Annotated in this window: 9 protein-coding genes; 5 read left to right on the forward strand and 4 right to left on the reverse strand. The window is 61.5% G+C overall.

Going from position 1 to position 11380, the window contains the following annotated elements; all coding sequences use genetic code 11:
- Positions 1 to 195: 195 nt before the first annotated feature.
- From L1075_RS01905 to gpgF, 5 genes are all read left to right on the forward strand, one after another.
- Positions 196 to 825: an SDR family oxidoreductase gene (locus L1075_RS01905; RefSeq protein ID WP_246939464.1), complete on the forward strand. Its 630-nt coding sequence runs from the start codon at positions 196 to 198 to the stop codon at positions 823 to 825.
- Positions 826 to 942: 117 nt separating this feature from the next.
- Entirely contained in the window at positions 943 to 2883 is a 1941-nt protein-coding gene (locus L1075_RS01910; protein WP_246939466.1) for an exoribonuclease II, read from the forward strand.
- Between the two features lie 153 nt (positions 2884 to 3036).
- Complete coding sequence (gene gpgS, locus L1075_RS01915) at positions 3037 to 4155, forward strand: N-acetylglucosaminyl phosphatidylglycerol synthase (protein ID WP_246939468.1); 1119 nt, start codon at positions 3037 to 3039, stop codon at positions 4153 to 4155.
- Positions 4148 to 4924 (forward strand): N-acetylglucosaminyl phosphatidylglycerol deacetylase, encoded by a 777-nt coding sequence (gpgD, locus tag L1075_RS01920; protein WP_075369626.1) that lies wholly within the window; start codon positions 4148 to 4150, stop codon positions 4922 to 4924. Before gpgS ends, gpgD begins: the two co-directional genes overlap by 8 nt.
- Entirely contained in the window at positions 4921 to 5913 is a 993-nt protein-coding gene (gene gpgF / locus L1075_RS01925) for a glucosaminyl phosphatidylglycerol flippase (RefSeq protein WP_075369625.1), read from the forward strand. The genes gpgD and gpgF overlap by 4 nt, the downstream gene beginning before the upstream one ends.
- Before the next feature lie 141 nt (positions 5914 to 6054).
- Here gpgF and sucD read toward each other — a convergent pair whose 3' ends face one another.
- The 4 genes from sucD to odhB all read right to left on the reverse strand — a co-directional run bounded on the left by sucD (position 6055) and on the right by odhB (position 11350).
- Positions 6055 to 6927, reverse strand: coding sequence for a succinate--CoA ligase subunit alpha (gene sucD, locus L1075_RS01930; RefSeq protein ID WP_040244074.1), 873 nt, complete (start codon positions 6925 to 6927; stop codon positions 6055 to 6057).
- Complete coding sequence (gene sucC, locus L1075_RS01935) at positions 6927 to 8093, reverse strand: ADP-forming succinate--CoA ligase subunit beta (protein WP_040244076.1); 1167 nt, start codon at positions 8091 to 8093, stop codon at positions 6927 to 6929. The genes sucD and sucC overlap by 1 nt, the downstream gene beginning before the upstream one ends.
- A 139-nt stretch (positions 8094 to 8232) precedes the next feature.
- Complete coding sequence (lpdA, locus tag L1075_RS01940; protein WP_075369624.1) at positions 8233 to 9672, reverse strand: dihydrolipoyl dehydrogenase; 1440 nt, start codon at positions 9670 to 9672, stop codon at positions 8233 to 8235.
- Positions 9673 to 9730: 58 nt separating this feature from the next.
- Positions 9731 to 11350 (reverse strand): 2-oxoglutarate dehydrogenase complex dihydrolipoyllysine-residue succinyltransferase, encoded by a 1620-nt coding sequence (gene odhB / locus L1075_RS01945; RefSeq protein WP_246939470.1) that lies wholly within the window; start codon positions 11348 to 11350, stop codon positions 9731 to 9733.
- Positions 11351 to 11380 lie beyond the last annotated feature (30 nt).

Genomic DNA, 11380 nt, shown 5'->3' on the forward strand with positions numbered 1-11380 from the left:
TGGTATCTACCAAGTCATATCCCCTGCCGAAGGAGAACGTGAAGAGGCAAGAGAGAAAAGTAAGGAAGAATGACGAAGGGAGTTAAGGAATAAAGGAATGGAGGACGAAGCTGGTAGACACAAGCGCCTTTCGGACTTGATTACCGGCGCCGAGAACCGCATGCAATAGTCATCGACAACACTGAGGAGAGCCCCATGAAGACGCTAGTAATCGGTGCCAACGGCCAGATCGGCCGCCAATTTTGTGAACTCGCGCATGAGGCCGACGTCCCGATTCGCGCGATGATTCGCGATACGTCGCAGCAGGCGTGGTTCCAAGAGCGAGGTATCGAAACGGTGCTCGCCGATCTGGAAGGTGACTTCCGCAAAGCATTCTATGGCTGCGATCAGGTGGTGTTCGCGGCGGGCTCGGGCCCGCATACCGGCCCCGACAAGACGTTGATGATTGATCTCTATGGCGCGCTGAGCGCGATCGATCTGGCCGCGTCACTGGGTATCGGGCGTTTCATCATGCTCAGCGCGATGCGCGCCGACCAAGTGCTTGAGGCACCGGCCAAGCTACGCCCTTACATGGCCGCCAAGCATGCCGCCGATGCTCATCTGCGTGCATCGAAGGTGCCTTACGTGATCCTCAAGCCGGGCCGATTGACCGACGAGGCCGCGACGCAACGTGTCACGACCGATGTCGCCAATGCCGATGACAACCGCATTTCACGCGCCAATGTCGCGCATGCGTTGCTCGAGGTAGTGCGCAATCGCGAACTGCGCCAGCGTGAGTTTTCCCTGCTCGATGGCAATACGGCGATTGCTGAGGCGCTGCGCTGATCCAGCGTTCGGCGGGACATCACGTGTATCGCCGCTTTTCCCCGCCAGCCGTCGGTTGGCGGGGAATACACGAACCCGTATAGTATCGACCTACTCCCCCCAACCGAATGTGTCTCGATGCTGCAGAACAACTCCGCGCTTGCCCAGCTCAAGCAACAGATTCGTGAAACCACCCCGCGTGTCCAAGGGGTGATCAAGGCCACCGATCGCGGCTTCGGCTTTCTCGAAGCCGAAGACGGTACCTCCTATTTCGTTCCGCCCCCCGCCATGAAGCAGGTACTGCATGGCGACCGCGTCGATTCACTGATCAAGCAGGAGGGAGACAAGACCTCCGTCGAGCCCGACACGCTCCTCGAAGCGGGGCTCGACCGTTTCGTGGCGCGACTGGTCAAGCGCGATGGGCGCCTTAGCGTCGTTCCCGACCATCCGTTGATCAACAACCAGTTGCGCGCGCGCCTCAAGAACTCGCTCGAAGAAAGTACGCTCGGTGACGGCGACTGGGTCGTGGCACATTTGGTACGCCACCCACTCAAGCCCGACGATCGCGGATTTTTCGCTCAAGTCGACGAGCTCGTAGTCAAGGCCGATAATCCCGCCGTGCCATGGCGCGTGACTCTGGCGCGCCATGCGCTGGAGCAGGCATCACCGCAATTCGGCGAGCAGTGGCCGCTGCACGATGAAGGCCTTGAGCGCGAGGACTGGACCGCGACGCCCTTTTTCACCATCGACGGTGAAAAGACACGCGATATGGACGACGCCCTGCACATCGAGACACGCGAAGATGGCTGGCGTCTCAGCGTGGCGATCGCCGACCCCACGGCCTACGTCCGCGAGGGCGACCCGGTCGATTTGGAAGCGCAGACACGGGCCTTCACGGTGTATCTACCCGGCCAGAACGTCACCATGCTGCCGGAAACGCTCGCCAATGAGCTGTGCTCGCTGAAGGAAGGCGAGGATCGCCCGACCCTGGTTTGCACATTGGATATCCAGCGCGACGGCACCCTCGGCGACTATCGCTTCTTCGCCGCCAATGTCCGTTCGCATGCCCGCCTGGTGTATGACCAGATTTCCGACTGGCTGGAAGGCCAAGGCGATTGGGCTCCCGACGACGAGACCATGGCCACGCAGCTCAAGGCCTTGGCCGCGATGACCGAGGCCCGCAACGCCTGGCGCGAGGAACACACGCTGGTGTTCAAGGATCGTCCCGATTATGCCTTCGACGTCGATGACGCGGGCAACGTGTTGGCGGTCCGTATCGAGGAACGTCGCACCGCTCAGCGCATGATCGAGGAGTCGATGATCGCGGCCAACGCCTGCTGCGCCGACCTACTGGCCTCGCGCGTGGGCCATGGCATCTTCAACGTGCACCAGGCGTTCGAACCCGAGAAGGCCGATCAGGCGATCGAGTTCCTGGCCACCCAGGACATCAACGTGGAACGCGAACAGTTGCTGGAACTCTCGCGCTATCGCGAGCTGCGCCGCGCCCTGGAAGCACGCGAGGATGCCTGGCTCGACGCACGTCTGCGCCGTTTCCAGGGCTATACCAACATGTCCGCCCAGCCTGGCCCGCACTTCGGGCTGGGACTGCCGGCATACGCCACCTGGACATCGCCGATCCGCAAGTACGGCGACATGGTCAATCACCGCTTGATCAAGCGCGTACTCAAGGGCGAGGACGCACCCGCCGAGGCCAGTCAGGCATTGACCGAGCAGCTCACCGAGCGTCGGCGTCTGAATCGCATGGCGGAGCGTGACGTCAAGGATTGGCTCTACGTCCGCTATCTCGGCCCCTCCGCCGAAAACGGCGAGGTCTTCGACGCCGAAATCATCGCCATCAACCGTGGTGGCATGCGGGTTCGGCTCTCCGCCAATGGCGCCACGGCGTTCGTCCCGGCACCGTTCATGCACAGTGAACGCGACAAGGTCGCCATCGACGATAAGGAAGGCCGCATCCAGATCGAGGGCCAGCCGCGCTACAAGCTCGGCGACAGCGTTCAGGTCGCCCTGGCCGAGGCCGTCGAGACGACACGCTCGTTGGTGGCACGTCCCGCCGTCTGAAGCTGACCATGCCTTGCGTCACAAGCAGTGGACGCAAGGCATGGCATGTGCCAGCGTAATCTCATGACAGCGCGGTGACATTCCTACGACAAGCCCGTCAGGGCCCGAGCGGTCACTCCGTAACCAACCGGGAAGGTTTCAAGGAGTCACGCTTTGCATATCGCCGATATCACGATGTTCTACGCCACTGCCAGCGGTGGGGTGCGTACCTACCTCGAGGCCAAACGCAACCGTTTGGCGACACTCCCTGGCGTGACATCCAGCCTAGTGATTCCCGGCGCCCGCCATACGGTCAGTGAGTCCATTCATGAAATCCCCGCGCCACCGCTTCCCTTCAGCCAAGGGTACCGGTTTCCTCTCAAGCGAGAGGGCTGGCGGCGCGAATTGATACAGATGGCGCCGGACCTCATCGAGGCGGGCGACCCTTACGTCACTGCCTGGGCCGCGCTTGATGCCGGACGGGATTTGGATGTGCCCGTGGTCGGATTTTACCATTCCGACCTGCCACGCCTGATCGGCAACCGCCTCGGGAATTGGACGCGCATGGCTCTCGAACGCTATGTCGAAAACCTCTACCGGCATTGCAATCGTGTCCTCGCGCCTAGCCGCGTCATCGCCGATAAATTGCATGGCCTTGGCCTTGATAATGTCGCCCTGCAGCCGCTAGGGGTCGACTTGAAAACCTTCTCGCCCCAGCGCCGCCAAGATACCTACCGCCAGCGCTTGGGCCTCGACGACGATACGCGCCTGCTGATCTTCGTCGGGCGCGGCTCTCGCGAGAAGAACCTGCCCGTCCTGCTGGAAACGGCGCACCGCCTTGGCAAGGGTTACCACCTACTGCTTATCGGGCCGCAGATGCCACAGCGGGTTCCCGATAACGTCAGCGTCATAGGCCGCTACACGGCCACCGTCGATGTCGCCGAGTGGCTGGCCAGCAGCGATATACTACTACATGCCGGTACTCAGGAAACGTTCGGTCTGGTCGCCCTGGAAGCCATGGCAAGTGGCATTCCGGTCATCGCGGCACGCGCCGGTGCCCTTGCCGAGAACGTCCCCCTGGGCTGCGGACTACTCTGTGAGCCCCACTCAGCGAGCGATATGGCACGCGCCGTGCGCGAACTCTGCGCCAATGCGCCCGAGGAACAAGGGCGCCGTGCCCGCCTGCATGTCGAACGCCATCATGATTGGGATATCGTGGTCTCCAGCCTGATGCATCATTATCGTGAATTGACCGGACAACGCGTCAGCACGGAGAGTCTTCAGCATGGCTGATCGTCACCTTTCCCTCGTCCTCCACGATGTCGCGCCGGAAACCTGGCCCGACTACGTCGACTTCGTGGCCAAGATCGACGCCCTGGCACGTCGACACGGCCCGATCCCTATCACCTGGCTGGTGGTGCCCGATTTCCATCATCGCAGCGACTGTCGCCGCGACGGCGCTTTCCTAGAACGCTTGCAATCCCGCCGAGCCGTAGGCGATGAACTGGCATTGCACGGCTATTACCATTGCGACGATGCGCCCGCACCGCGCACGCCTCGCGACTGGTTCATGCGGCGCTTTTACACCTGGGAAGGCGAGTTCTACGCTCTCGACGAAAACGAGGCGGCACGCCGGTTGGACAAGGGCATAGAACTCTTTCGATCACAGGGATGGCCACTCACCGGCTTCGTGGCGCCAGCCTGGTTGATGAGCCAAGGAGCGCGGCGAGCGCTGGCCCAGCGCGACTTCTGCTACACCAGCGACCCTCAACATCTGTATACACTGCCCGACTTTACACGTCTCAAGGCGCCGGGGCTGGTATGGAGTGCCCGTAGCGCCTGGCGTCGCGGCCTGTCACACCTGGCTAGCGAAACGCAGCGCTGGCGTAGCCGCCAGGCACCGCTGCTGCGCCTGGGACTGCATCCCGTGGACATGCGCCATGCCCGCGTTCAGGAATACTGGCTCGCCGTCCTGGAGCGCCTGATCCACGAAGGACGTCACCCCATCACCAAGTACGATTGGGTGACGGGGCAACGCCGGAGGGAGCAGCACGCCGCATGAAACGCCTGGTAATATTGCTGCTTATCGGGTTGGTGGCGGCCATCAGCATCCCACTGCTGTTCGGAGGGCGCGCGCTTTTCGGCGAGCTCGCCGCATTCCCCTTACGGCAACTGGCATTTATGCTACTGCTGATCGTCATCTGCTGGAATATCAATGCTTTGCGGCTGCGCTTGCTGCTAGCGGGGCGCGCCGGGCGCCTCGGCCAAACGCGCGCGGTGGGCATCGTGATGTCTACCGAGTTTGCCATCTGCGCAACGCCCGGCGGCACCGGAGGCTTGCTGACGCTCCTAGGCTTGCTAGCCCGGCGCGGAGTTCGTCCCGCGCAAGCCTCGGCGATCTTCGCCGTCGATCAGTTGACCGACCTGCTCTTCTTTCTTTCCGCACTGATCGGCGTCGCACTCTATGTCGTCATTGAGGCCATCGATCTCAACCTCGGCTGGCTGGTGGGCCTGCCATCACTGTTGCTGGTGTGCGGCTTCATCTTGCTGTGGTTGGTCATACGCCACTATGGACGCCTTCTCCAGGTTACCGGCGGCTGGCTCGAACGGTTCAAGATCCGCCGCAAGGCACGCTTCGGATTCGCCCGCCGCTTACTGCATTTCCGTAACGCCTTGATAGAGACGCTGCGCCTGCCTCGCCTGACCTTGTTGTCGGTTTTCGCCTTGTGCTGCGCCCACTGGATGCTGCGTTACAGCGTTCTGTATCTGGCCGTGAAGGGCCTGGGTGCCCACATCGACTGGGCCTGGACCTTCCTGGTACAGATGCTCTCCATGGCGGCGGGTCAGCTGAGTTTTCTACCCGGCGGCGCAGGCGGCGCCGAGCTGACCTCCACTGCCTTGCTGGCGCCCTTGATCGGCAAGCAAAGCGCCGCCGCCGCCGTGCTCATCTGGCGCTTCGTGACCTACTATTTTTATCTCATCGCCGGCGCGCCCGTCTTCCTGGCGCTGGCAGGGCGAGCCTTCGCCAAACTGCTGTCCCGTCGTCGGTAACCACCTTCCCGTTTTTACGCAAAGTGGCCAACGCAGGTCATTTTCATTCAGTACCTAAAACGACAAAGGGCATCCCCGTGGGGATGCCCTTTGTCATACTCGCTGTCCAGCGACCTAGGGGTCACCGGAACGGGAAGTGACTTACCAGCCAGTCGCTTCCTTCAGCGCATCGCCGATCTCGGCGAGCGAACGCACGGTCTTGACGCCCGCGGATTCGAGCGCCGCGAACTTCTCGTCCGCCGTGCCCTTGCCGCCAGCGATGATGGCGCCGGCATGGCCCATGCGCTTGCCGGGAGGCGCCGTCACGCCCGCGATGTAGGAGACCACCGGCTTGGAGACGTGCTCCTTGATGTATGCCGCGGCTTCTTCTTCCGCTGTGCCGCCGATTTCGCCGATCATCACGATCGCTTCGGTCTGCGGATCCTGCTCGAACTTCTCGAGGATGTCGATGAAGGTGGAGCCGGGGATCGGGTCGCCGCCAATGCCCACGCACGTGGACTGGCCGAAGCCATGATCGGTGGTCTGCTTGACGGCTTCATAGGTCAAGGTGCCTGAGCGCGACACGATGCCGACCTTGCCGGGCTTGTGGATATGCCCCGGCATGATGCCGATCTTGGTCTCGCCCGGCGTGATCACGCCCGGGCAGTTCGGCCCGATCAGGCGCACGCCCAGCTCGTCGCACTTGACCTTGACGTCGAGCATATCGAGGGTCGGAATCCCCTCGGTAATGCATACAATCAGCTTGATGCCGGCGTTGGCGGCCTCAAGGATGGAATCCTTGCAGAACGGCGCGGGCACATAGATCACGGAGGCTTCGGCACCGGTCGTGTCGACGGCTTCCTTGACGGTGTTGAACACCGGCAGGCCGAGGTGCGTCTGGCCGCCCTTGCCCGGCGTCACGCCACCCACCATCTGGGTGCCGTAGGCAATCGCCTGCTCGGAGTGGAAGGTCCCCTGGCCACCGGTGAAGCCTTGGCAGATGACCTTGGTGCTTTTGTCGATCAGGATACTCATTACTTGCCCTCCGCTGCTTTGACGACCTGCTGGGCCGCGTCGGTCAAGCTGGTAGCAGCGATGATGTTCAGTCCGCTGGAGGCCAATTTCTCGGCACCCAGCTCGGCGTTGTTGCCCTCGAGACGCACCACGACCGGCACGTTGACACCGACCTGCTCGACGGCACCGATGATGCCTTCGGCGATCATGTCGCAACGCACGATGCCGCCGAAGATGTTGACCAGAACGGCCTTCACGGAATCGTCGGACAGGATGATCTTGAACGCCTCGCCGACGCGCTCTTCGGTGGCACCGCCGCCAACGTCCAGGAAGTTGGCCGGCTGCCCGCCATTGAGCTTGATGATGTCCATGGTGCCCATGGCCAGACCAGCGCCATTGACCATGCAGCCAATGTTGCCTTCCAGAGCGACGTAGTTGAGCTCCCACGCCTGGGCGTGCGCCTCACGCTCGTCTTCCTGGGACGGGTCACGCATGGCTTGCAAATCGGGATGACGATACAGCGCATTGCCATCGAGGCCGATCTTGGCGTCCAAGCAGTGCAGGTCGCCACTGTCGTTGATCACCAGCGGGTTGATCTCGAGCAGCGCGAGGTCTTTTTCCTCGAACAGCTTGGCCAGGCCCAGGAAGATCTTGGTGAACTGCTTGATCTGTGCGCCTTCCAGGCCCAGAGAGAAAGCCAGCTCACGCGCCTGGTACGGCTGAGCGCCGACCAGTGGATCGACTTCGGCCTTGAGAATCTTCTCAGGCGTTTCTTCGGCGACCTTCTCGATTTCAACGCCGCCTTCGGTGGAGGCCATGAAAACGATACGGCGCGTGCCGCGATCGACGACGGCCCCCAGATAAAGCTCATTGGCGATATCGGTGCAGTTTTCGACCAGGATCTTGGTGACCGGTTGGCCCTTCTCATCGGTCTGGAAGGTCACCAGGTTCTCGCCCAGCCATTTTTCGGCGAACGCCTTGGCATCCGCGGCACTTTCGACCAGCTTGACGCCACCCGCCTTGCCACGGCCACCTGCGTGAACTTGGGCCTTGACGACCCACTTATCACCGCCGATCTTCTTGCACGCATCGGCAGCTTCTTCGGGGGTATCCACGGCGAAACCCTTGGACACCGGTAGACCATAATCGGCAAACAGCTGTTTGCTCTGATACTCGTGAAGGTTCATCGTGTCATGCCATTGGTTGCATGTGACTCGAATGGTAACGATGGCCTCGTCCGTTACAGCCTCAGGCCACCGCTACCCCTGTTCGCTCCCGCCTCAGCGGGAGCGACGCGTCTCTACACTGAAACGCTCGTCGAAGCGCTTATTTGCGCTTCTTGCGGTTGGCCATGTGAATGGCATGGCCATCCACCGCCAACGCCGCTTCGTGCACGGCTTCCGAGGTGCTCGGATGCGCATAGCAGGTCAGGGCCAGATCTTCGGCACTAGAACCGAATTCCATGGCGATGACGCCTTGCGCAATGAGCTCCCCGGCATGCTGACTGATGATGTGCAGCCCCAGGATGCGGTCGGTCTCGGCATCGGCAATGACCTTGGCCATGCCTTCCGACGCATTGTTGGCCAGCGCACGTCCGTTGGCGGAGAACGGGAAGGAACCGGTCTTGACTTCAATACCGGCCTCTTTCGCGTCCTGCTCGTTCATGCCAACCCAGGCAACTTCCGGCGCGGTATAGATCACGCTGGGGATGGCGTCGTAGTTCATCTCGGCTTTGTGGCCAGCGATGATGTCGGCCACCATTACGCCTTCTTCGGAGGCCTTGTGCGCCAGCATCGGGCCACGCACCACGTCACCGATGGCGTAGACACCCGGTACGCTGGTGCGGCACTGGTCGTCGACGAACACGAAGCCGCGCTCATCGAGCTTGATGCCGACATCATCGCCAAGGATGCCCTCGGTGTAGGGACGACGGCCCACACACACGATCAGCTTGTCGAAGGTCTGTTCCTGCTCGCCGTTGGCGTCGGAATACTTGACCACGACTTCCTTGTCCTTGATCTCGGAGCCCGTCACGCGAGCTCCCATCTTGATGTCCATGCCCTGCTTCTTGAACAGTTTCTGGCCTTCCTTGGCAATGTCCTTGTCGACCATCGGCAGGAAGGCATCCATCGCCTCGAGGACCGTGACTTCACTGCCCAGGCGGTTCCAGACACTGCCCAATTCGAGGCCGATGACACCGGCACCGATCACGCCGAGGCGCTTGGGTACTTCGTCAAATTCGAGCGCACCGCTGGAATCGACGATCAAGCCTTCGGTCAAAGGCGTCGGCGGGATGTCGACCGGTACGGAGCCGGAAGCAATCACGATGTTCTCGGCATCGTAGGTGGCCGTCTCACCATCTTGACCGGTGACTTCGACCTGCTTGTCGGAGACGACCTTGCCGGCGCCTTCCAGCGCCGTGACACCGTTGGCCTTGAACAGCGCGCTGATGCCGCCCACGTTCTTGGCGATGACGCCTTCCTTGAACTCCTGCATCTTGGCGATGTTGGGAGTCGGCTCGCCCACGTCGATGCCAATCTCGGCGTAATGGTCGCGGGCTTCGACGAACTTGTGAGAGGTTTCCAGCAAGGCCTTCGAGGGGATGCAGCCCACATTCAAGCAGGTGCCACCATGAACGGTCTTGCCTTCCTTGTTGACCCACTTCTCGACGCACGCGGTCTTCAGGCCCATTTGAGCAGCGCGAATGGCCGCCACATACCCACCAGGCCCGGCACCAATAACGATCACATCGAATTTATCGGCCATGAAATCATCCTGTTCGAATTCAATTAATTAGTCGCAACGCATTATTCGGCGACAACCATCACACGTCGAGCAAGAAACGCGCGGGATCCTCAAGCAGTTCCTTGATCGTGACCAGGAACTGCACCGCGTCCTTGCCGTCAATCATGCGGTGATCATAGGAGATGGCGAGATACATCATCGGACGAATCTCGACCTTGCCGTCGACGGCCATCGGACGCTCCTGGATCTTGTGCATACCCAGAATAGCGGTCTGTGGCGGATTGATGATCGGTGTCGACAGCAACGAACCGAAGATACCGCCGTTGGTGATGGTGAAGGTCCCGCCCTGCATGTCTTCGATGCCGAGCTTGCCGTCGCGACCGCGCTTGCCGAAGTCGACGATGCTCTTCTCGACATCGGCGAGCTTCATGCTGTCGGTATCACGCAGCACCGGCACGACCAGGCCTCGCGGCGTGGACACGGCAACACCGATGTCCTGATAGCCGTGATAGACGATATCGCTGCCGTCGATCGACGCGTTCACGTCGGGGAACCGCTTGAGAGCCTCGGTGCATGCCTTGACGAAGAAGCCCATGAACCCGAGCTTGGTATCGTGCGCCTTCTGGAAAGTTTCCTTGTACTGACTGCGCAGGTTCATCACCGCGCTCATGTCCACCTCATTATAGGTGGTCAGCATGGCGGCGGTCTGCTGCGCCTGCACCAGACGCTTGGCGATGGTCTGGCGCAGACGACTCATTGGCACGCGCTGCTCAGGGCGATCACCCTCGACGGCAGGTGCCGGTGCAGCAGCGGCCTTGACGTCCCCACCAGTGGACTTGGCCTCCTTCTTGGCGGAGCCATCCTTGACGGCTTTTTGCACGTCTTCTTTCAGAACACGGCCGCCCTTGCCGGTGCCTTCGATCTTGCTGGCGTCCAGATCGTGCTCGGCGACCAGCTTGCGTGCCGCCGGTGCGAGGATCTTGTCGCCGACCTTTTCGTCACTGCCACCACCGGCGTCTTTCGACTCACTCGCCGTGTCGTCTGATGCGGCAGCCTCGCCCCCCCCCGCATCACCGCCGGCGCCTTCGGCAAACAACGCGAGCACCGCTTCGGACTCGACTTGCTCGCCTTCCTGCACCTTGATTTCGCTGAGGGCGCCATCGGCCGGAGCGACAACTTCGAGCACCACCTTGTCGGTCTCGATGTCCGCGAGGATCTCGTCGCGCTTCACCGCTTCACCGACCTGCTTGTGCCAGGTGGCCACGGTCCCTTCCTGAACGGATTCCGGGAAGCTCGGCGCTTTGACGTCATGCTGCTTACCAGACGCTGCCGGCTTGGCATCGTCAGACTTGGCCGCTGCCGAATCCTGCTTCTCGCCGGTCTCTTCTTTCTTCGAGTCTTCTTTGTTAGAGCCCTCAGCGGATTTAGAGCCTTCAGCAGGCTTTTCGCCGCCGCCTTCACTCGCGGCGCCCAGCATCCCAAGCACCTGCTCAGAGTCGCACGTATCGCCTTCTTCCACTTTGATTTCAGTCACGGTGCCGGCGTCCGGCGCCACGACTTCGAGAACGACCTTGTCCGTCTCGATCTCGACAATCAGCTCATCACGCTCAACGCTGTCACCGACCTTCTTGTGCCAAGTGGCGATAGTGCCCTCGGCAACGGATTCCGGGAAATTCGGCGCTTTGATCTCAGTAGCCATGTCGTTTCCTTAGTGTTTTCTCTCGATCCC

Source organism: Chromohalobacter beijerinckii (assembly GCF_023061185.1).
Classification (GTDB): domain Bacteria; phylum Pseudomonadota; class Gammaproteobacteria; order Pseudomonadales; family Halomonadaceae; genus Chromohalobacter; species Chromohalobacter beijerinckii.

Coding starts and splice junctions, on each gene's coding strand:
- L1075_RS01905 (WP_246939464.1), top strand. CDS start 196: ATGAAGACGCTAGTAATCGGTGCCAACGGCCAGATCGGCCGCCAATTT.
- L1075_RS01910 (WP_246939466.1), top strand. CDS start 943: ATGCTGCAGAACAACTCCGCGCTTGCCCAGCTCAAGCAACAGATTCGT.
- gpgD (WP_075369626.1), top strand. CDS start 4,148: ATGGCTGATCGTCACCTTTCCCTCGTCCTCCACGATGTCGCGCCGGAA.
- gpgF (WP_075369625.1), top strand. CDS start 4,921: ATGAAACGCCTGGTAATATTGCTGCTTATCGGGTTGGTGGCGGCCATC.
- sucD (WP_040244074.1), bottom strand. CDS start 6,927: ATGAGTATCCTGATCGACAAAAGCACCAAGGTCATCTGCCAAGGCTTC.
- sucC (WP_040244076.1), bottom strand. CDS start 8,093: ATGAACCTTCACGAGTATCAGAGCAAACAGCTGTTTGCCGATTATGGT.
- lpdA (WP_075369624.1), bottom strand. CDS start 9,672: ATGGCCGATAAATTCGATGTGATCGTTATTGGTGCCGGGCCTGGTGGG.
- odhB (WP_246939470.1), bottom strand. CDS start 11,350: ATGGCTACTGAGATCAAAGCGCCGAATTTCCCGGAATCCGTTGCCGAG.